Here is a 22,662-nt window from a genome sequence, read left to right as displayed (position 1 = left end):
CCTCTAGTTTGATAAATCGTTAGAGCAGCGAATCAGAAGGTGCCTCAACTTCATTCAAGAAAGTTTTAATAGCGTTAATCATTCCTTCATTTTCTTCAGTAGATCCAATCGTCACCCTTAGGCTATTAGGAAACCCGAAAGATTTACCCGACCTTGCAATATATCCACGCTCAAGCAAATATTGGAACACCACATCGGCATCCTGTTTAAAATGGATAAAAATAAAGTTACCTTGCGACGGGTAATAGGCTAAATTTTCCTTACTGCAAAACTCATAGTATTGCTTAAGCCCTTTTTGATTTTCTTCCTTGCATTTTTCAATGAAAGCTTGATCTTCCAAAGCGACGATAGCAATATTTTGAGCGAAAGTGTTGACATTGAATGGTTCCCGGGATGGATCTAGCTTTTGAATAATATCCTCATCCGCCAATCCGTAACCTACCCGAAAACTAGCAAGTCCATAAATTTTTGAAAACGTACGAAGGATAATCAAATTTTTATATTTATTAATCCATTGATTCGTTTTCGGGTAATCTTCTGCCGTTGCATATTCACAATAGGCTTCATCCAGGACGATAAGCACATCCTCAGGCACCCCTTTGATAAACGATAATAAGTCCTGTTCCGAAATGTATTTCCCTGTAGGATTATTGGGTGTACAAAGCCAAACAACCGCTGTTTTTTCGTCGATGGCATTGATCATTCCGTCTAGATCATGTGCACCGTCAATATGAGGAACTTCCCTGATTTCCGCACCCTCCAGCGTGGCATTATGGCGATATTGCGAAAAAGTGCCTGTTGCCATGACCGTATTCTTTCCAGCCCCCAACAAACTTCTAGAAATAATTTGGATATTCTCATCTGATCCATTCCCAAAAATAAGCTGGGTTTCTTTCACACCTGTATGTTTTGCGACAGCTTCTCTAAGCATCGTTGCATATCCATCCGGGTAAATCGCAAAAGAATGTGTTGAATTCCTGACAGACTCCTTGACCTTTTCCGAACAGCCAAAAGGATTTTCATTTGAAGCTAATTTCGTGATTTTTTCAAGACCATACAATTTTTTCACTTCATCGGTGGATTTTCCTGGTTGATAAGACTTCAAGGAAAGGACCGCTTCATTCCACTTCATATCAATCACCTCTATATTTTTATCACTTTAAAGTAAGAAAGTGTGAGAATAGTGTATCATATTCCAGTATTCATGATCATCTTATATTTTCTTTGTCAAATCTGGGCGTAATGCGATAGCCCCACCTTGATATACATGCTGAATCTCTTTTTGAGATATCGTTGTATTTACATGGATCATAACACGGATGCAAAATGGCAATGAATTGCTCACTGGTATTTCTTTCATGCATGTAACCGGTACATAGGTCCAGCCGTCGAATTTCCTCAAGGCTTTGGCAGGAAAGACAGAACGGATCTCATCCGTAGCGGAAAAAAATACAGAAGCAACCATATCGGGATCAATCTTGTTTAGGTGAATGATTTCTGCCATTAACTTCTCGACAGCGTCAATCACTTCCGTTTCCGTGTCGTTCACAATTGTGGTTGCACCTCTTATTCCTCTAATCACACATAGTTCCCCCTTCTCTCTGAATTTCATTTCATATCAATCATTTCCTCTAACAGCTCAGAGTCGGCTATGTCCGTTAATAGTGGTGACCCAACCTGCTTTAGCAGGACAAAAGTAGCTGCTTCATTGATTGATTTTTTGTCTGTTTTCATTAAATTAAGTAAAGTGATGTTTTCAAGTCCAGTAGGAATGGTTGTTTGATAACCTAAAGAGGATACCCAATTAATAAACTCCTCAAGTTTAAAATCGAGACCCTCTTTTTTTCTGCTTAATTTAAGAGCATATACCATCCCGATTAATATGGATTCCCCATGCGTAAAGTTTCCATATCCCATAGAACCTTCTACTGCATGTCCAAGTGTATGACCAAAATTCAAAAAGGCTCGAATGCCCATTTCTTTTTCATCTTCTTCGACAATTTCCGCTTTAATGCCAATCCCTTTTGTAATCATTGTCAGAAATTGCTCATCCGTTATATTATTCAAATCCACAATATTCGACTTTAACCATTGATAAAACTCATTATCGGCAATCAAGGAATGTTTAATGACTTCAGCAAAACCTGACCTTAATTCTTGGAGAGGCAGAGTTTGTAAAAATTCAAGATCATATATGACCGCTTCAGGCTGATGAAAGGCCCCAATCATATTTTTCCCTAGAGGGTGATTGATGGCAACCTTACCGCCCACAGCACTATCATGGGCGAGCAAGGTGGTAGGAACCTGAATGAATGGAATCCCCCTCATAAAAGTAGCCGCAACAAATCCAGCCAAGTCACCGACTGCACCACCACCAAGGGCGATAATCAATGACTTGCGGTTAAGCTGTTGGGATAAGCAATAGCTTTGGCATTCATAAAACACTTCGAATGTTTTAGCATGCTCCCCTTCTGGCACTATATGTTGCAGGACCGGTTTCCCCGTCTTGATCAGAGCGTTTTTTACAGTTTGCAAATGAAGTTCCGCTACTTTTTCATCCGTTATGATCAAAATCTTGTTTAGATGATTTAATTCATCTGTTATTAATTCCGGTAATTCATTGATCACCTTCTGGCCAATTAAAACCGGATATTGCTTGGAAGCCGTTTTTATTTGGATGGATTCCATGATTTAAAACTCCTTTACTTCTTCACGATAGGATCTTATGTAATCCGCTAATTGCTCATATCGATCTGAAGGGAATTGATCAACGATGGCAGTCGCCAGTTCCCATGCAACTACAGCTTCAGCAACTACTGCTGCAGCAGGAACTGCACAACTATCGGAACGTTCGACACTTGCTTCGAATACTTCCTTCGTATCAATATCAACACTTTTCAATGGTTTATATAAAGTAGGGATCGGCTTCATTACCCCGCGCACAACGATCGGCATTCCAGTTGTCATACCGCCTTCAAAACCGCCAAGGCGATTGGTTTTCCGGTAATACCCCTGTTCTTCATCCCAAGCAATTTCATCATGGACATCACTGCCGAAACGATGGGCCGCTTCAAATCCAAGCCCTATTTCCACCCCTTTGAATGCATTAATGCTCATTATTGCAGAAGCAACTTTCGCATCAAGTTTACGGTCATAATGCACATAGCTTCCTACGCCCACAGGCATTCCTTCTACAATGACCTCAACAATTCCGCCGATGGAATCCCCTTTTTGTTTCGCTTCATCAATTGCATCCTTCATCTGCTGCTCCACGTTTTTATCAAAACATCGAACTGAAGATTCTTCTGTCACCTGTTGCAATTGCTGAATTGTTTCGTATTTTGGCGGTTCAGCCTTCACTCCACCAATTTCCAAAACATGTGATGCCACTTCTATTCCCAATAACGACAATAACTTTTTAGCGACAGCCCCTGCTGCCACTCTTACAGTCGTTTCACGGGCTGAAGAGCGTTCCAAAACATTTCTCAAATCACGGTGCCCGTATTTAATCCCACCGTTCAAATCGGCATGACCTGGGCGCGGCCGGGTAATTTTACGTTTGACTTCTTCAGCTTCTTCCTCTGAAAGACCTTCACTTCCCATAATCTTTGTCCAATGCTTCCAGTCGTCGTTCTCAACAACTAAAGCAACCGGTGAACCTAGTGTGTAGCCATGTCTGATTCCCGAAGATATAAAAGCCTGATCTTTCTCGATCTGCATTCTTCGACCACGTCCATGCCCTTTTTGCCGGCGTCCTAATTCTTCATTAATATCCTCATTCGTAATCGGCATTCCTGCCGGTAATCCCTCAATAATAGTAGTAAGTTGCGGACCATGTGATTCTCCCGCTGTTAAATATCTCATCTTCCAGCCCCCCTTTTAGCACTTTAAAGTGTATATGTATCAATATACCACAATTTTATGAAATATGGGTATATGTAAAACGCAAAAACCTTATTTTGGATCAAATACTGAATATAATCACTATTCATTTTATTTTACATGTTCTCCAGCATTTTCGATATAGTTTATTCTTTTTGGATCATGCTCCTACAGGATTTGCTTATTACGTGCAAACCAAAAAGGGACTGAATGCGTATAATCAGTCCCTTATACAAAGTATTTACTTTTTCTTATAAAAAAATGTATCGATGGTTTCAAATTGATATTTTCCGGGGGTGAATATCTGCTCTGTACTTCCTACAAAAAAAACCCCGCCGCTTTTTAGTGACGTACTGAATTTATCATATAATAAACTTTTTGCCTCTTCAGTGAAATAAATTAACACATTACGGCAAACGACTAAATCGAATCCCTGTTCGAATCGATCAGCAAGAAGATTATGCTTCTTAAATGTCACTCTCTTCTTGATTGCATCATCGACACGATAAAAGCCCTCTTCTTTTTTTAAGTATTTCCTTTTCATTTCTTCAGGCACTTCATTTAATGACCGTTCAGGATAAATTCCCAATTTCGCTCGCGCCAATACATTTTCATCTAGATCCGTCGCCAATATCTCTATTTGGTTAAGTGGAACAAGATTGGATAATATCATGGCAATTGTATATGGTTCCTCACCCGTAGAGCAGGCAGCACTCCAAATTTTCAACTTTTTATTGCTTCCCAATAAGCGTGGAAGGATTTTCCCCTCCAGCACTTCCCATCTTTTCACGTTTCTATAAAATTCAGAAACATTGATGGTCATTCTATCCAAAAACTCATTCAAAACTCCGGGACTGGTTTGAATATCTTTATAGTATTCACGAAATGATTGATAACCTCTTTTTTCATATAGAGATGTCAGTCGTCTTTTCATTTGCCCTTCTTTATATAATGCCAAATCAATGCCTGTCAGCATTTTGATATTACGAATAAACTCTTCATATTCTTGAGGCATTCCAACGACTCCCCTGCACATAATTATTTTAAATGATTCCATATATATATCGGAGAGAGCTGAAATTTCTTTAAACTAAAATGGTGCTCACGACCTCTTCCCAACATAGAAAAGTCCATACAAAAAAAGCGGGTCCATCGCATAAAGACGATGAAGCCCGCTTTTTAAAAAGTGTTTCTATAGATTAATAAACCCACTCGTTAACAAGTTTAGAATATTCAACAAGCTCTTCTTCTTTGAAGAATAAACCGATTTCACGCACTGCGCTTTCAGCTGAATCAGAACCGTGAATGATGTTTTTTCCAACAGTTACGGCAAAGTCGCCACGAATTGTTGCTGCTGCTGCATCTTTAGGGTTAGTTGCACCCATCATTTGACGTGCAGTAGCGATTACATTTTCACCTTCCCAAACCATTGCGAAAACAGGACCTGAAGTAATGAAGTCCACTAATTCGCCAAAGAAAGGACGTTCTTTGTGCTCGCCGTAATGTTGCTCAGCCAATTCCTGGGAGATGACCATTAATTTTGCTCCTGCAAGAAGGAAGCCTTTCTTTTCAAAACGGGAAACGATTTCACCGATTAAATTACGTTGAACGCCGTCAGGCTTTACCATTAAAAATGTTCTTTCCATAATTGTCACTCCTATTATGTATCATTGTTATTTGCCTATATAAGGCAATCCTTTTAGAATATTACCATTGTTTGATGAGTTTCGCAACTCCAAGTATTAAAACTTTCTTTTTCCGATATTTTTCGCGATATCGGATAAAGCTTTTCTTGCTTTAATAGCAGGAAGACCCTTCAACTCAATAAATGCCTTTTCTAAATACATATCACTGACCCTCGCTGCCTGTTCAATGGCACCCGAAGATTTTATCGCATTGATTATACGGTTCATTTCGTCCTTAGGCGTATCTTCCCGAACTGTTTCGATAAGCTCTTTCAACTTTGGATCTTCCATCGCAATCAAAACGGGTAACGTGATATTTCCTTGTATCAAATCACTTCCGGCTGGTTTCCCAAGTTCTTCTTCGGAAGCTGTAAAATCCAATATATCATCGGTGATTTGATAAGACATACCGACATAATATCCGAATTTAAATAGCTTTTGGTGAATTTTCTCATCCACTCCCGCTGAAATGGCCCCCAACTGGCAGCTAGAAGCAATGAGTAATGCCGTTTTTCGTTTGATCCTTCTAAAGTATATCCGCCAATTTTGTTCGAAATTGTATTTATCTTTGATCTGTTCAATTTCTCCAAGACATAGTTCAACCATCGTATTTGCTAGAATTTGATGTGCAAGAGGAGACTCGATCACTGCCATCATTTCCAATGCACGTGCAAAAATGAAGTCGCCTGTATACATGGCGACACGATTATCCCATTTGGATTTGATGGTCGCAGATCCCCTGCGTAAATCCGCATCATCTACAACATCATCATGTACGAGGGAAGCCGTGTGGATCAGTTCCAATGTCGCTGCAACATGCTTTACGACATGAATATCATAATCGCCAAACTTCGCACCCAATAGGACGAATACAGGACGGATCCGCTTTCCACCGGATTGCAGTAAATGCAGGGATGCTTCCCTTAAAACAGTGGAATCCGCTTCAATTGCGGCTTCTAGTTCTTTTTCTATTAATTGCAAATCTGCATTCAAAAATGAATACATCATTTTAAATTTCATACATTCCACCCAGCTTTGTCCATTGCTATTATGCTTTTTTTGAAGGCTTGTACCCGAAATGTGTTGCTGCAACACCACCAAAATGGGCCTTGTAGCTGACATTTTCCATTCCTGCCTGCTTGAACATGTTTTCAAGCTTTTTCATGCCAGGGAAATCGCGGGCCGATTCCTGTAACCATGAATATTCGTTATAGCTTTTTGCGAATAATTTGCCGAACACGGGCATGATGAAGCGGAAATAAAAATAATAGCCCTGTTTAAAGCCAAGCATCGTCGGTTGTGAAGTATCCAGACAAACGACCATTCCACCCGGCTTGGCGACTCGGTTTAACTCTTTAAGCACTTGCATGTAATCAGGGACATTCCTCAACCCGAAACCGATCGTGACATAATCAAAGCTATTATCCTCAAAAGGAAGCTCCATTGCATTCCCATGCATTAGGGTAACTTGATCTAAATTGAGTTCATCCACCTTTTGCTCGCCGATTTTCAGCATGTTCTTACTAAAATCCAGACCCACGACACGACCTTTTGGTCCTACTTCATTAGCAAGGGCAATGGTCCAGTCCGCTGTTCCACAGCATACATCAAGTGCATGGGCGCCTTTTGGGACATTCATGATGGCCATTGTAGCCTTACGCCATTTAAGATGCTGTTTAAAGCTGATGAGAGAATTCATCTTGTCATAATTTCCGTAGATCTTTTCAAAGACATGATGAACTTTTTGCTCTTTAGACTGCTCCATGATTCACCCTTCTTTCACATATGAATTTGCTATATTCTCTGTTTGTTCCAAGATGACGTTCACTCTTTCCAGAAGATCATCATCCATTTTTACTAATTTTCGCATTGAGTGCTGTACGGATTGCCTGGCATCCCTCAGACACTTATCGAATTGGACCCGTACCCGATCTTCTTTTTCCGAGGTGAGAACTTCCTCACCATTCGAAGCATCAAAAGGCATTTCCCTAAGGACATCAAAAACTATCGATTGGCCCGACTTCAGATAACTCCTCTTCTCTGCATGTAACCGGTTTAAAAGCAGCAAATCTTCCGAGATGTCTCTCCAGGCGGGCTGATCATAGTAATCCGCCAGTTTAAGGATCAGCGAGGCCTCAATCGCTTTTATCGTCATTAAAAGCGTTGGTACATCCTTTATGGAACCTTGCTGATATAGAATGATTTTATTATCATTTATTTGTTTTATGGCGTTTGAGAGTACACGGATCATCTCAACGTTGCCCACACTGGCAAGACCTTGATAGTATAGACCGCTATAGTAATCACCAGCAAGCACTTGTAATTGGCGATTTTTCAATACCTCTGGTAACTCGATACCTTCACCAGAATTCGATACGGTTTCATGGGTATCCAGAGCTATTTGCACTAACATGGTTGAAATGATGTATTGATTCCGTTTTTCGCTTAAAACGTCCAAATCGTTAAACAATCCCCAAAGCAATAACAGTTTATCTTCGTCTAAGCTTGGTTTTTGTATAAACTTCAATAAATATGGATGTTGAGCTTTCGTTTCGATTAATCGTTTTAATTGCCTTATGTCGTCCGTTATGTTTAACAATTGAGATCACCCTTGCATCCCCGAAAGATAATTTTTTTCATACATATTGGTTTCTGTCTGTGTAAAATACACATTATTATACCATAAAAACAATCAGATGAAATGGACAACGTTTATAAAATGAAACTCCCAAAAATATGGAAACCATCGTCTTTTGTTTCTTCAAAAAAATGGATGCGGGAAATGTACAGCTTGTTAAACGCGATATCAGATGATTATTTTAATACTTAAATTATGGAAAAGCCATTATTTGTCGGAGGGATTCCTTTTCGAATCGCTTTCTATCTCACCGAAAGGCGTATAAATTTTTGCATGTCCCCTGATTTTAATCGCCGATGTATGCTCTGTGAATTGTGCGATCATCACCTCTCCTGAATCAAGTTTTTCGGAGTGATGAAACTTTGTATCCGTACCTCTTGTTAATCCAATGACATTCACACTATCCTCAATAGCTTTGATTACGACAAAATCATTCAGAATCTTTTTTTCATTCATTTTTTTCCTGCCCCCATACCTTAGTCTTTAATGAATGCCAGCACTTCAGCTCTTGTACGATGATCTTTTGCGAACGTTCCCCTTACAGCTGATGTCACTGTTTTAGATCCTGGTTTTTTGACACCTCGCATCGTCATGCACATATGTTCAGCCTCCACTACCACCATTACACCATGAGGTTCAAGCTTATCCATAATGGAGTCCGCCACCGTTGAAGTGATACGTTCTTGAAGTTGCGGACGTTTTGATACGGCCTCAACCGCACGTGCCAACTTGCTTAGGCCTGTTACTTTTCCGTTTTTCGGAATATATGCTACATGCGCTTTTCCGTAAAAAGGGACTAAATGATGTTCACAGACTGAGTAAAACGGGATATCTTTTACTAGTACGAGTTCTTCATGGTCTTCTCCAAATACAGTATCGAAATATTCCTTTGGATCCTGGTTCAGTCCAGAAAAAATTTCTTCATACATTCTAGCTACACGGCCAGGAGTATCAAGCAGTCCTTCCCTCGTTGGGTCTTCTCCTACAGCCTCAAGAAGCATTTTAACCGCTTCCTCTAATTTGGCATGATCTACATTAGCCATTTATACGTACCTCCTAAAAATTCAAACATAATATGTATTTAGAAAAATCAAGGCATTACACCCCGATATCCATATTTCCTCTTGTTAAAGCAGCCCATTACCACCGCAATACGTCCCTTGAAACGCCGCTTCATCGGAATCGCTTTTTCGTAATGGTTCATTCATTATGGTGCATTTAACATTTACACCTTCACTAAAATGTTCACTGTCTTTTATATTATCACAGATAGAAATTAAGAAGCAAAAAAAGGGCCGCGTTTGCACGCGGCCCTTTTCGGTTAAGCACCCGTATGTAATGGTAGAATTACTTCACTGCATCTTTCAGTGCTTTACCAGGTTTGAAAGCTGGCACTTTGCTAGCTGCAATTTCGATTTCGTCACCAGTTTGTGGGTTACGGCCTTTACGAGCCGCACGTTCACGAACTTCAAAGTTACCAAAACCAATCAATTGGACTTTATCACCGTTTTTTAGAGCTTCTAAAATTGTATCAAAAACAGCATCAACAGCTTTTGTAGCGTCTTTCTTAGAAATTTCAGTTGCTGTAACAACTTCATTAATCAATTCTGTTTTGTTCATGCCATTCACCTCCTCCCAAAAGGATTCTTTATAAAAAATCATTATTACAACACTATAATAGTGATTTGATATTGGTTTTAATTTTCATTCCTTTAAAAATCGAAAATTACTAAGCCGGATAAATTTCCAAATAGTACATCCAGAAATTTAAAAACAGGTGAAATCGCTGTTATAACGCGTTTTCTGTATGTAGATTATCACAAATCCTATAAGCTTAGCAAGGGAATTCAAAAAATAATGGGAATCTTTTCATTAATAATTGTATATATTATAAATTTTGTCTTTCGCTAATCATCATTTCCCTTTTTTATAGAATTTAAACTTATTATATTACTGAATATCGCTTAACCACAGGGTTTTTTCAAGATTTCCCTAAAAAACAACCGTTATTTTCAAAATGTGGACCTCACAAGCGATACTTTTACTTGGATTCATTCCGAATTTGCATGCAAAAAGACCAATCCAGAATGGAATTGGTCCAGCTTTTTAACATTTTTATAAGATAATGGCAATCAATCCCCCACTGCCCTCATTAATAATTCTCTCCAGTGTCTCTTTCAATTTGTAACGTGCATTGTCTGGCATCATCGCTAATTTCACCTGTATGCCTTCTCTTACGTATGAACTAAGGCTTCTGCCAAAAATATCAGAGTTCCAAATGGAAAGTGGATTATCTTCAAAATCCTGCATCAGATACCGGACCAATTCTTCACTTTGCTTTTCCGTCCCAATGATTGGTGAGAATTCAGATTCGACATCGACCTTGATCATATGGATGGAAGGCGCTACCGCTTTTAGCCTGACACCGAACCTGGCGCCTTGTCGGATAATTTCAGGTTCATCAAGACTCATATCGTTAAGGGAAGGGGCTGCGACACCATATCCTGTTTGTTTGACCATTCTCAATGCATCGGCCACCTGATCATATTCAGCTTTGGCATACGCAAAGTCCTGCATCAATGATAATAGATGATCCTTGCCCCGTATCTCCACACCGACAATTTCCTTCAGGATTTCATCATAGAGTTCATCAGGTGCATAAAGGTCGATTTCCGCTACACCCTGCCCCATCTCAATACCTGCAAGTGCGGCACGGTCAATGAACTCGAATTCATTGAAATGACCGACTACACGATCTACATCCCTCAGACGTTTAATGTCCTTCACGGTCTCTTTAACCGCTTCCTGGTAACTCTCCCTTAACCAATGATCCTCACGCAGAACCATTACCCAGCTCGGGAGATTTACATTGACTTCAAGTACAGGAAATTCATACAGGGCCTCACGCAGGACGCTATAAACATCCGATTCCCGCATTCCTTCAACACTCATGGCCAAGACAGGGATATCATACTTTTCTTGCAAGGACTCCTTTAAGGCTATTGTATTTGGATGATGAGGCTGAACGGAATTGACAATCATGATAAATGGCTTGCCAACCTCCTTCAATTCTTCAACAACCCTTTCCTCGGCCTCTAAATAATCACTGCGTGGAATTTCTCCTATGGATCCATCAGTCGTAACGACAACACCTAAAGTGGAATGATCCTGAATTACTTTGCGTGTACCTATTTCTGCCGCTTCATTGAACGGAATCGGCTCCTCATACCAAGGCGTATGAATCATGCGGGGACCATTTTCATCTTCATACCCTTTAGCCCCAGGTATTGTATAACCGACACAATCGACTAAACGAATGTTCACTTCGAGCCCTTCAGCTACCTGAATCGATGCTGCCTGATTAGGTACGAATTTAGGTTCTGTCGTCATGATGGTTTTTCCAGCTGCACTTTGAGGCAATTCATCTTGTGCCCTGGCACGGTCAGCCTCTGACGGTATATTCGGAATAACGACTAACTCCATGAATTTTTTAATAAATGTGGATTTCCCAGTCCTGACGGCACCGACCACCCCCAAATATATATCGCCGCCGGTCCGTTCTGCTATATCTTTAAAAATATCTACCTTTTCCAAGGTATCCCCTCCCGAATTAGAGTTTTGGGATTTCGTTTATCCATTTACTTTATTTAGGACACTATATATCTATGATGTTGTCCTAAAAATTTATTCCAATTATTTCCCTGGTTCAATCCCTTCCTCCACCAGAAATTTTATATAAGGGTTGTTATTTTAAAAGTAAGATGAAATAAAGATAAAGAAATAACCCTTCCCCTACAATATATTTTGTAGAAGAAGGGTTATGCCTATTTTGTAAGAAATATTGGATTATTTGTTTTTTCATCAATCGTATATGGGAGTGAATAGGCAGGCACGAACTCCGAACTCTGTACAAGCAGGTCCCGGATATCTTCACCTGGCTTAATTTTTTCTCCATCATGCTTCTTCATCGCCTCAATTAAATCCGGGGTATAATCGGCAAAAATACTACCCTGTCCATCGACTACAAGATATAAGTCTCTTTGTGAAAATGGACTTGTGACAGTAGGAGCTTCCTTCAGGCCCATTTTTTCATAATCAAGTGTAAAGACATTATCGGATAACCTTTCCTTAAAAGGCGGATATCCGTTGCTTTGTTGATAAGCAGTCAATCTCAACGAAACATCCTGTATTTTTTGCGCCATCCTGACATCCAACAACTTTACAGTCGGATCCTTTTCAACATTTACAAGGATATATTGAAAAACGCCTCCTGATTCATAGGCATTATCCGGCGGTTCAGCCATATACCTTGGGGAAATCTTAGAAAATTTAATGACATATTTTTGATAAATGGGTGTCTCTGCATCTTTCGTAACGATGGGCAGAATGCCACCTTCATCTTTCTGAAATTGATCTACTGCACTTTGGACGGATTGTATTTGTTCTTTATAAGGCAGCTGGTTTTGCATTTTTTGCTTCTCTGGATATAAACAGCCAGATAGAGACACAGAGATGCATAATAAACATAATATTTTGAAAAAAGTTTTCATCATTTCTCCTCACCTATCAAGTGGTTGGCCCGCTAAGAACAACGATAAGGATGATCAAGCCGGCTAGAATCATTAGTATGTATGCGATAATTGCTGTCAAGCCTCTCCAAAAACCTTTTAACTTATATCGGCTTAAGTAGATAAGAAATATAGAGATAACCATAAAGCCCATAGCTATAAAGGATATCCACATTTTTTGCAGAGCAGGTGTCATATCTTTATCACTCCTTTTTCCAGAAATTATTATAACATACCAAATTACGTTAAAGGAATTAAATCATTGTCCAAACTATGTAATATATGCACGATCGCTTTAATGTAAAAAAAACCCAACCGACATTCATCCGATATGCACCATGTTCAGGACTATGCTGCTGGCCATTTGATTGACATTCATTCCTCATCATCCACTGCAATAAACAAAAAACGAAGGGAGAGAAGTTCTATCTACCTGCTAAAACAAAATTGATTGGAACCGGTGTACGAGACTCCTGCGGAAAAAGCAAGTCCAAAGGAGACCCCGAGGCGCCGAGGGCGGACCGCTCGAGAAAAGCAAGTGCCTCGTGGCAACGGTCAAATTTAAATAACCAAAAAAACTGTAGACAAACTCGACTTTCACCGAGTTCGTCTACAGTCTGAAACAGTCCAAAGGCTGCTTTTCTGCTTATTTAAATTAAGATTGAAGCGTCGGCAAGACCTCTTTAAACGCTTTAATCACTGCATCGACTTCATCTAAATGAATAGTCAATGACGGCTCAATCCTGATTGTTTTGGAATTTATAAGCGTACCTGCCACCAAGATGCCTTTATCAAAGAGGGCTTTTGAAAATTCATAACCCACTTCGTCCTTATGGAACTCAATACCAATCATCAATCCTTGGCCTCGAATCTCCAAAACTTTATCTTTGTGCTCAGCAGCCACTTCCCTTAACCCATTTAAGAAGTATTCACCAACTTCTGCAGCACGCTCCGGTAATTTTTCTTCCAAAAGTACGTCTATCGTAGCAATGGCCGCAGCACAAGCGAGTGGATTTCCTCCAAACGTGGTAGTGTGCATGAATGGATTGTCGAACCAGCTTTTAAACACTTTCTCGTTGGCTACAACAGCTCCTGCAGGCATTACTCCGCCGCCAAATGCTTTCGCTAAACAAATAATGTCCGGAACAACATCATATAACTGGGATGCGAACATTTTACCTGTACGTCCCATTCCTGTTTGAACCTCATCCAATATCAATAACGCATCATATTCGTCACATAGTGCTCGAACCTGCTTTAAATAATCTTTCGGAGGGAGGATGACCCCACCTTCACCTTGGATAGGCTCCAACAGCACTGCAGCAACATCTTCACCGACCAACGCACAACTTTCAAACGTTTTTCTCATCATATCCACATCACCGAAAGGTACATGACGCACACCTGGTACCAGTGGAATGAACGGTTTTCGGAACATGCCCTTTGCAGTTGCCGATAGGGAACCAAGACTTTTACCATGGAATGATTTTGTCGTGGAAATAATCGTGTATTTGTCACTGTACATTTTAGCCAGCTTAAGCGCAGCCTCCACGCTCTCCGTACCGCTGTTCGTAAAGAATGAGTATTTTAAATCTCCCGGCGTGATATCGGCTAGGATTTTTGCAAGCATGGCCCGCAATGGATCAAGTAAATCTTGGCTATGAAGGGCTTGTCTTTGCAATTGATCGGTTACTGCTTTTACTACTTTAGGGTTACGATGGCCAACATTATAAATACCGAAACCACCTAAACAATCAATATATTTTTTTCCATTAACGTCCGTAAAACAGGAATCTTGATCAGACCACTCCACCGCAGCAAATTGTGTGTCTTTAGTGACCGTCTTCCGATATTCCAAAAACCCTGGGTTTACATGGTTACGGAAATTCTCGACCGTTTCTTTCGTTACCCATTGGGCATCTTCTTTTGAAATTTCTTTTTGTTCGATTAATTGAAGCACCTTTTTAATATAATCTTGTGTTGCTGATTGGTTTGCTTGAGATTTACTTTCTACGTTAATTGACATTTTATACTCTCCCTTTTTTTATAACTTTAGTGGATGGTTAATTAAGATTGCTTTAGATTAAACTTTAATGCTTACCTCCCTTTTTTCTTATACTTATATATCTAGCAAGAAGCATGCCAAGATAATTAACCAATAAAATCACATTCCTTTTTAATAAATCCCTCTAAAACTATGCAAATTTGAATAGCTTTAGTTTCATTTGCATACTCCCCTTGAAATGTCATGACCCTACTTACCCATTCCCTCATAAAAAAAAGCCGTTGTACAAGTGAATATCATCACTTGTCAACAGCTTTCAATCAAAATGCATTTTTTTCGATTCTCTTACTCTGTTCCGCCAGGACTTTTTGATACTTCCGGCTAACGGACGATTGGCTTATCCCCAGCGCCTTTGCCGCTTTGGTCGTAGTTTTATATTGTTTCATGGCAAGCATGATCAATTGCTCCTCGACATGATCCTGTGCTTCCTGAAGAGGAAGGATTCTCGTAATGATTGGTTTCGTTTGTTTAAAGTCATTGCTGACCGGAATGAACCTTTGAATGAAGTCAGCATCTATCGTCTCTTCATCTGCTGAAACAACCAATCTTTCAATCATGTTCTGCAATTCACGAATGTTTCCCGGCCATGTGTAGACTTCCAGTATAGTCAAGGCATCAGGTGAAAAGTGGTAATTCCGCTGATACCGTTCATTCAGTTTTTGCAGAAAATGAAAAGCAAGTGGTGGTATATCCTCCGGCCTTTCCCTTAAAGGGGGTACGTGTATGGGAATGACGTTCAAACGATAGAACAAATCTTCTCTAAACGTCCCCCTCTCGACCATTTTTTCCAGACTCTTATTCGTGGCAGCTACAATTTGAACATCAATGGGTATTGGTGTAGTGCTGCCTATTGGAATCACTTCCTGTTCCTGAAGGACACGGAGCAGCTTCACTTGCAGATGTATAGGCATATCACCCACTTCATCAAGGAATAAAACACCCTTATTCGCCTGTTGAAAATACCCTATTTTCCCATTTTTATCTGCTCCGGTAAATGAACCCTTCGTATATCCAAACAATTCACTTTCGAGGAGGTTTTCCGGGATTGCCCCGCAATTTATCTTCAGGAAAGGTAGCTTGGATCGCCTACCCATTTTATGAATGGCTTCGGCTATCACTTCTTTACCTACTCCCGACTCCCCGTTGATTAACACGGTAGATGAAAAATGAGCGATTTTTTTGACTTGGCTAATTATCTGCTCCATTTTAGGACTGGCAAAAATCAACTCTTTATAAAATTGATCTTGTTTTTTGAAAGAATCAAGTTCTTTCCTCATTTCATTTAATTCCGATTTCAACTGTGTCGTTTCCGTTATATCCCTTGATGCAATGACAATTCGCTCGATATCCCCTTTTTCATTGAATACTGGGGTCCCCACGGATAGGACTTTCTTGTTCATTTTCGTATCTTGGACAATCGATACTTTCTTTTTTTGTTCAAGGACTAATCGAGTGACCGAAGAATTAAAAATCCCTTCATCTTCTAGTTGCAAGAGATTCTTTCCGATATAATCTTTTAGATCCTTTCCCCAGAATCCGGAAATGATCCTGTCACTATAGCGCAGCAGTTCACCCTTTTGATTAACGACCAGAATTTCATCATAGATATTCGCTAAGATGGCATTCAAGTCTTTATTTGAACTTTTTATCAATTCAATTTCCATAGCCATTTCCTCAACCATCGGTAAATCCTGAACGATGATGATCAGGCCTTCCACTTCTTTTGCGTGGTTTAGAATCGGGCTATAATCGACTAGCACACTCATGATATCAGTAATTTCCAGCTGATTAAGGATACTGCCCCCGCTTGCAAACACGCTATGTATATGCTGCTTATTGAAGATGGTCGCAGCAGGTTCATTTAGGACCTGATCTGAAGGCTTCTTTATCATTTTCAATCCTGATTCGTTGAAGTTCACAATATTTTTTTCTTTATCAGCCACAAAAATCCCCATGGGAATGGAAGTTAAAATGACATTTAGCAGGTCTATATTTTGTTTGCTGTCCTGTTTGAATAATTCAGCTAACACATCTTCCCTTTTTACATAGCCGGTAAACTGGCCTTCATCTGTTTTTATCAGTACGATAGGTTCGCCGATAATTTGAAACAGGAGTGGCATGGAAATGTTTGGAGGCAATTTACAGACATTATCAATCGAGCAGGCATACTGTAAAAGCTGATCAACTGTTGTTATTCTTTTATTTAACGGGAGGTCATCCACGCGGATATAGGCAAACACTTGATTTTCTTTCACAAGAAAGAAGAAGGGTTCCTGTATCTCATGAATTTTCTGTTCTGAAAATGTTGGCTGATCAATTATGATAGTTATGAATGGTCTAATTTTATCATCCGGAATGGATAACACAATTTCACTCTCCTTTTGTAACCTAGCCTATATTTTAACACAATTCCAAATTGCGAGATAAAAAATAACATGCAACTCTTCACTCTAACCAACAACCAATATTTACCTATATTTGAACCAAAATAAAAGGGTCCTCAAATGGACCCTTTTGACAAGAATAAAATCTTAAAATTGATTGTTTTTCATTACAAAAGGACGTTCACCTTTTCCTATTTAATTCCCTGCTTAAACCCACTTCCTTAGATGGGAGGCTGGTCTTTAGACACCTCGCCCTCACTATACAGATAGGTTTGCCTCCACAGTACCATTACGGCACCATACCTGCTTTCCATCGATAAAGGTTAATTCAACACGCGCTTGAAAAAGTATGATACAGCTATAGACAAAATGCCACCTATAAACATGATGATTTAAACTGTACGGGGAATGCGTTTTACAGGATTAACCGGTTCTTTGGCAAACGTTGTTGCCGAATCAAAGTCCCTGAACGAGAACAACGATGTATGAAATCGACTCGTTTGAATTATAGAAAGACTGAAAGCTCAAAAGAGCTCCCGTTCCTTCCCCATCAGAAATCTCACGGATAGATAAAGCAATGAATCTGACTATGAAAAGCAAGGTGGGACAGCATTCGCTTTCGTAGCCATTTTCACCCCCATCATATTGATAACTATCACAATAATCAGTAAACTATAAAGCCAGTAAGTAAGCTCCCGGAACCATCCATTTGACACTTCTGCAGCGATTCCATACGTGCTGAACACCGTAGCCTACGCCATGAACGAAAAACCAAATAGAACAGCGGGCAAGAGCGTCAACGACCTCTTCATTTTCTTATCAGCTAATAACCTCCTACGGTTCATGATTAGGGTGGATTCACTGAGCTTCTTCAAAACGGAATAGTGGTGGGGATTCCGTAAACCATTTTGTCCGATATAGTAGATAACCAATTCCAATAGCCGCCCAGACAACCCCCAGAATTAATGAGCTCATATCGAGATTAAGCCAAAGGATGAATACGGATGCCCCTCCAATAACCGGGGACAGAATATTTACAAGAAATCCTTTAACCGTTTGGTAGCTTTTGTTCCTTATTGCATGGACAATCACACAAATATTCACGAAAGTAAAAGCAATCAAAGCCCCAAAATTTATGAGGGAAGCAGCCGTAACCAAATCAAGGAATAAGGCAATCATTGATATGATCCCGACAAAGATGACATTAAAAAATGGCGTGTTGTATTTAGGGTGAACAAAGCCAAAAAGTTTTTTCGGAATCATCTGGTCACGGCCCATGACATATAACAATCTCGATACACTAGCATGAGACGCAAGTCCGGAGGCAAGTGTGCCGCATAATGTTCCAGCTAGAAAGAAGGCTTGAAATAACTTCCCTCCTACGAAAAGTGCAATTTCCGGGGAAGCCGCTTCAGGATCAGTAAAACGGGAAACATCAGGGAAAAATAATTGTGTAAAGAATGCTGCCGTCACAAACAAAACACCTCCTATAAGGGCAGTTAAAAAGATGGCCCGCGGAATCGTTTTCGATGGGTTTGGTGTTTCTTCCGATAATGTAGTGACTGCGTCAAACCCCAAGAAAGAAAAACAAAGGATTGTAGCACCTGTTATGAGCGTCGACATTTCCATATGAGATCCGATGAACGGCTGAAGCGAAAAGACCGCTCCTGTTCCTTCACCCTTCATGACCCCTTTAACGACAAGGGCAACAAAAATAATGATGACCAGCATTTGAAAAAAAACGAGAAAACTATTAAAGTTGGCAGCAAAATTAACATTGAATAAGTTAATGCCAGTCATTAATAGGACAAATGCAACCACCCATATCCACGGGGATACTTCTGGAAAAAGAGCTGTTAAGTATATTTTTGTTAAAACGGCGTTTACCATTGGTAAAAATAAGTAATCAAGCATCGATGACCATCCGACAAGGAAGCCTAAATGTGGATTGATCGTTTTTTGTGTGTAAGTATAGGATGAACCTGCCTGGGGATAAATTTTCACCATTTTCCCATAGCTCGCTGCCGTAAACAACATCGCCATTAGAGCAATGACATAAGCTGTTGGTACATGTCCCCCTGTTTTTTCAGAAACAATCCCGAATGTATCAAAAACAACCATGGGCGTCATATATCCAACACCAAGTAACACGATTTGCCATAAGTTTAAAGATCTTTTCAGCTGTCCTGTTTGCATGTATCATTCCCCTTTCAATTTAGCCGATAATATGTGAACCAATTTTTTAGGCCTTTCCTTTTTTATTTTCTGGATACAATACACTCCGCAATTTTCATACCAAAAAAAATAGTCGAAATATAACAAAAAATAAGGAATAAAGCCGAATGATTCATGCAAACTTGAATAACCTATTCAAATATTCATAACGCTTAAGCCAGCTTAAAGTGATCACGATGATTTTTACCCATAAAAAAAAGCAGAAGATATCAAGATATCTTCTGCTCATTTGACTAAATCCCCCGTGCCGAGGTCAAATTACTAGTTTACTTTCGTTGCATTGTATGCTGATACATGGCAAGGTGCATCATCGAATGCCTAATTTAATGAAATTCTTTTATTAAATCAACTAATTCGAGATTAATCCTGCTGTCTGCTATCCAATATGTTAAAAAGTTCTTCCATTTCATTCGTTTTCGATCGGGTCATCAACAGGTCAACTGCCTCTTTCACTTCTTTCCCATTGAATAAGACGTTGTACAAGGCTTCAGTAATCGGCATATTCACCTCATACTTTTGAGCTAGTTGATAAGCCGCTTTAGTCGTTCTGACTCCTTCAACCACCATACCCATGTTTTCCAATACTTCTTCTAGTTTTTGCCCTTTACCAAGCATATTCCCAGCTCTCCAATTTCGGGAATGAACGCTTGTACAAGTGACGATTAAGTCACCAATCCCAGCTAATCCTGAAAAAGTAAGTGGGTTAGCCCCCATGGCCACTCCGAGGCGTGAGATTTCAGCCAGTCCTCGAGTAATTAAAGCAGCCTTGGCATTATCGCCATAGCCTAACCCATCGGTAATACCGGCAGCCAAGGCAATGATATTCTTTAAAGCACCGCCGATTTCAACACCAACCAAATCAGGATTTGTATACACACGGAAACTATTGTTGATAAAGATGTCCTGAACCTTTTCAGCCGCCTGCATATTTTTTGAAGAAACGGCAACTGTAGTTGGATGACGTAAACTGACTTCTTCTGCATGGCTTGGTCCTGAAAGAACCACTATATCTTTAAGCCAATCAGTGGAAGAAACTTCTTCAATCATTTCAGAAATACGAAGCAGTGAATCTGGTTCAATCCCCTTACTCACATGAACGATTGTCAATGGTTTATCATGAGCCGCTTTAATCTGTCCAAGAACTTCCCGGTAGGCTTTAGTCGGGACAGCCAAGATTATTGTTTCAATACCCACCAATGCTTCCTCAATGGAAGAATACCCTTTAATCCCCAAAGGTAATTCAATTCCAGGCAAGTATTTTTCATTCGTATGATTTTGATTTATTTCATCAATTTGTTTCGGATTATGTCCCCATAATCTCACTTCATGCTGGTTATCTGCTATTACCATTGCTAAAGCAGTTCCCCAGCTCCCTGCACCAATGACTGCGATACTCTCTTTTGCTTTCACCATTCTAAAACCCGCCTTTACTATTTTCTTTGGCGTCCAAAAATTCGTATTGGTGTTCCTTCAAAACCAAAGGCATCCCTGATTCTATTTTCTAAAAATCTCTCGTATGAGAAATGCAATAACTCCGGATCATTGACGAATACAACGAAAGTAGGCGGCTTGATCGCTACCTGGGTCGTATAATAAATTTTTAATCGATTACCATTATGAGTCGGAGTCGGATTCATCGCCACGGCATCCATGACCACTTCATTCAATACATTTGTCTGAACACGGATAGCATGATTCTCACTAGCCTGATCGATGACTGGTATTAATGTGTGTGTCCGTTTTTTAGTTAAGGCAGAAAGATAAATGATTGGCGCATAATCCAAGAATAGGAAATGGGCACGAATCTTTTCTTCAAAATCCTTCATGGTTTTTTCATCTTTCTCGATGGCATCCCACTTATTGACAACGATGATGACCGCCCTACCCGCTTCATGGGCATATCCGGCAATTTTTTTATCCTGCTCCCGAATCCCTTCTTCAGCGTTCAGGACCACAAGCACAACGTCTGAACGTTCAATTGCCCTTAATGCACGTAGTACGCTATATTTTTCCGTACTTTCATACACTTTCCCTTTTTTCCGCATCCCAGCGGTATCAATGATAACATACTCTTTACCATTATATTTATAAGGAGAGTCAATCGCATCGCGCGTGGTTCCTTCAATATCACTTACAATTACACGATCTTCTCCCAACAATGCATTGACCAGCGATGATTTACCTACGTTCGGTCTTCCAATCAAACTGAATTTAATGACATCATCAGCATAATCCTGACCGCTGAATTTTGGGAAATGTTTCGCTGCTTCATCCAGGAGGTCACCAAGACCTAGTCCGTGAGATCCGGATATTGGGAATGGATCGCCAAAACCCAACGCATAGAAATCATAAATTTGATCTCTCATTTCTGGGTTATCGACTTTATTAACCGCAAGAACGACAGGCTTCCTAGATTTAAAGAGAATCTTAGCGACCTCTTCATCAGCAGCCGTTACTCCTTCACGGCCATTCGTCATAAAGATTATCACATCAGCTTCGTCGATCGCAATTTCAGCCTGCTGACGAATTTGTTCAAGGAATGGTTCGTCACCGATATCAATTCCACCTGTATCAATTATGTTAAAATCATGTGTTAACCATTCACCAGAACTATAAATCCTGTCACGTGTTACCCCAGGAACGTCTTCGACAATCGAAACCCGTTCTCCCACTATTCTATTAAAGATTGTCGATTTTCCTACGTTCGGACGACCGACTATCGCAATTACCGGTTTTGGCATTGCTATTCACCCTTTCTGCTACTATCATCTTTGTCAAAGTCACGAAATCCATGAATGCATTTATTATCGTTGCATTATTGATTTTCATTATTTCCTATTAAAGGAAAAGGCTGTATCCATCATCATATATAGGAAACTTCCATCAGCAAGTGAAGCCCCCTGATGTTTTAGTTAAACGTATCAAGTAAATACAGGCAGTTTGTCCACTTTACTCCCCAGTTCCTTTAGGTGACGTGAAGCTGAACCCTCAGCATGCTAAAACGTGATTATAACAGCCCAAAAAAATGAAGAAAGCGTTCGGCATACTGCTTCCTTTTTAATTGTTTAGAGCATTTTACGATTTATCTACAGACCTCTAACTATCCTATAGTAACAAATTTCTCAACAATCAACAATGATTGTATGCATAAAAGCCTTCCCATTCCAATTGATTCCATTTTAGACCGCAGCATTCTTGGTAATGC

At 39.9% G+C, this 22,662-nt stretch carries 21 protein-coding genes; all 21 read right to left on the bottom strand.

From position 1 onward, the window contains the following. Window positions 1–19 precede the first annotated feature (19 nt). Window positions 20–1,132: a histidinol-phosphate transaminase gene (gene hisC, locus ACQKMH_RS05535; RefSeq protein WP_427586424.1), complete on the bottom strand. Its 1,113-nt coding sequence runs from the start codon at window positions 1,130–1,132 to the stop codon at window positions 20–22. Window positions 1,133–1,213: 81 nt separating this feature from the next. Beyond that, window positions 1,214–1,582, bottom strand: coding sequence for a chorismate mutase (gene aroH / locus ACQKMH_RS05530; RefSeq protein WP_427586423.1), 369 nt, complete (start codon window positions 1,580–1,582; stop codon window positions 1,214–1,216). 26 nt (window positions 1,583–1,608) lie between these two features. Then, window positions 1,609–2,688 (bottom strand): 3-dehydroquinate synthase, encoded by a 1,080-nt coding sequence (gene aroB, locus ACQKMH_RS05525; RefSeq protein WP_427586422.1) that lies wholly within the window; start codon window positions 2,686–2,688, stop codon window positions 1,609–1,611. 3 nt (window positions 2,689–2,691) lie between these two features. Beyond that, on the bottom strand, window positions 2,692–3,864 hold the full coding sequence (gene aroC / locus ACQKMH_RS05520; protein ID WP_427586421.1) for a chorismate synthase: 1,173 nt from the start codon (window positions 3,862–3,864) through the stop codon (window positions 2,692–2,694). 259 nt (window positions 3,865–4,123) lie between these two features. Beyond that, window positions 4,124–4,897, bottom strand: a complete 774-nt coding sequence (locus ACQKMH_RS05515) for a CheR family methyltransferase (protein ID WP_427586420.1) — start codon at window positions 4,895–4,897, stop codon at window positions 4,124–4,126. 184 nt (window positions 4,898–5,081) lie between these two features. Next, window positions 5,082–5,528 carry a nucleoside-diphosphate kinase gene (gene ndk / locus ACQKMH_RS05510; protein WP_034308008.1) on the bottom strand — a complete coding sequence of 149 codons (447 nt, stop codon included), beginning with the start codon at window positions 5,526–5,528 and terminating at the stop codon, window positions 5,082–5,084. A 96-nt stretch (window positions 5,529–5,624) separates the two neighbouring features. Further along, window positions 5,625–6,587 (bottom strand): heptaprenyl diphosphate synthase component II, encoded by a 963-nt coding sequence (gene hepT, locus ACQKMH_RS05505; protein WP_427586419.1) that lies wholly within the window; start codon window positions 6,585–6,587, stop codon window positions 5,625–5,627. Window positions 6,588–6,615: 28 nt separating this feature from the next. Continuing rightward, window positions 6,616–7,332 carry a demethylmenaquinone methyltransferase gene (locus tag ACQKMH_RS05500; protein WP_427586418.1) on the bottom strand — a complete coding sequence of 239 codons (717 nt, stop codon included), beginning with the start codon at window positions 7,330–7,332 and terminating at the stop codon, window positions 6,616–6,618. A gap of 3 nt (window positions 7,333–7,335) precedes the next feature. After that, the gene (locus ACQKMH_RS05495) at window positions 7,336–8,166 is read right to left on the bottom strand and encodes a heptaprenyl diphosphate synthase component 1 (RefSeq protein WP_427586417.1); all 831 of its coding nucleotides are present in this window, start codon (window positions 8,164–8,166) and stop codon (window positions 7,336–7,338) included. A gap of 246 nt (window positions 8,167–8,412) precedes the next feature. Beyond that, the gene (gene mtrB, locus ACQKMH_RS05490; RefSeq protein WP_427586416.1) at window positions 8,413–8,661 is read right to left on the bottom strand and encodes a trp RNA-binding attenuation protein MtrB; all 249 of its coding nucleotides are present in this window, start codon (window positions 8,659–8,661) and stop codon (window positions 8,413–8,415) included. Window positions 8,662–8,681: 20 nt separating this feature from the next. Further along, window positions 8,682–9,248, bottom strand: a complete 567-nt coding sequence (gene folE / locus ACQKMH_RS05485; protein ID WP_427586415.1) for a GTP cyclohydrolase I FolE — start codon at window positions 9,246–9,248, stop codon at window positions 8,682–8,684. A 304-nt stretch (window positions 9,249–9,552) separates the two neighbouring features. Next, window positions 9,553–9,825: an HU family DNA-binding protein gene (locus ACQKMH_RS05480; RefSeq protein ID WP_034308023.1), complete on the bottom strand. Its 273-nt coding sequence runs from the start codon at window positions 9,823–9,825 to the stop codon at window positions 9,553–9,555. Between the two features lie 495 nt (window positions 9,826–10,320). Further along, window positions 10,321–11,799, bottom strand: coding sequence for a stage IV sporulation protein A (gene spoIVA / locus ACQKMH_RS05475; protein ID WP_230156962.1), 1,479 nt, complete (start codon window positions 11,797–11,799; stop codon window positions 10,321–10,323). Between the two features lie 230 nt (window positions 11,800–12,029). After that, a complete protein-coding gene (locus tag ACQKMH_RS05470) occupies window positions 12,030–12,758 on the bottom strand; it encodes a hypothetical protein (RefSeq protein ID WP_427586414.1) in 729 nt (242 codons plus the stop codon). Window positions 12,759–12,771: 13 nt separating this feature from the next. Beyond that, entirely contained in the window at window positions 12,772–12,969 is a 198-nt protein-coding gene (locus ACQKMH_RS05465) for a DUF2768 domain-containing protein (protein WP_284470311.1), read from the bottom strand. A 459-nt stretch (window positions 12,970–13,428) separates the two neighbouring features. Continuing rightward, window positions 13,429–14,799: a putrescine aminotransferase gene (locus ACQKMH_RS05460; RefSeq protein ID WP_427586413.1), complete on the bottom strand. Its 1,371-nt coding sequence runs from the start codon at window positions 14,797–14,799 to the stop codon at window positions 13,429–13,431. Window positions 14,800–15,098: 299 nt separating this feature from the next. Further along, the gene (locus ACQKMH_RS05455) at window positions 15,099–17,204 is read right to left on the bottom strand and encodes a sigma 54-interacting transcriptional regulator (RefSeq protein ID WP_427586412.1); all 2,106 of its coding nucleotides are present in this window, start codon (window positions 17,202–17,204) and stop codon (window positions 15,099–15,101) included. 605 nt (window positions 17,205–17,809) lie between these two features. Next, window positions 17,810–17,968, bottom strand: coding sequence for a hypothetical protein (locus ACQKMH_RS05450; protein WP_427586411.1), 159 nt, complete (start codon window positions 17,966–17,968; stop codon window positions 17,810–17,812). Window positions 17,969–18,080: 112 nt separating this feature from the next. Next, window positions 18,081–19,418 carry an APC family permease gene (locus tag ACQKMH_RS05445; RefSeq protein WP_427586410.1) on the bottom strand — a complete coding sequence of 446 codons (1,338 nt, stop codon included), beginning with the start codon at window positions 19,416–19,418 and terminating at the stop codon, window positions 18,081–18,083. A gap of 399 nt (window positions 19,419–19,817) precedes the next feature. Beyond that, window positions 19,818–20,870: an NAD(P)H-dependent glycerol-3-phosphate dehydrogenase gene (locus ACQKMH_RS05440; RefSeq protein ID WP_427586409.1), complete on the bottom strand. Its 1,053-nt coding sequence runs from the start codon at window positions 20,868–20,870 to the stop codon at window positions 19,818–19,820. 17 nt (window positions 20,871–20,887) lie between these two features. Continuing rightward, window positions 20,888–22,198 carry a ribosome biogenesis GTPase Der gene (gene der / locus ACQKMH_RS05435; protein WP_230156953.1) on the bottom strand — a complete coding sequence of 437 codons (1,311 nt, stop codon included), beginning with the start codon at window positions 22,196–22,198 and terminating at the stop codon, window positions 20,888–20,890. Between the last annotated feature and the right edge of the window lie 464 nt (window positions 22,199–22,662).

The sequence above is a fragment of the Peribacillus sp. NPDC097895 genome (genome assembly GCF_050277555.1).
Classification (GTDB): domain Bacteria; phylum Bacillota; class Bacilli; order Bacillales; family DSM-1321; genus Peribacillus.
Note: the sequence above shows the minus strand (reverse complement) of the source record. Positions and strands in the feature narration are given on the sequence as shown.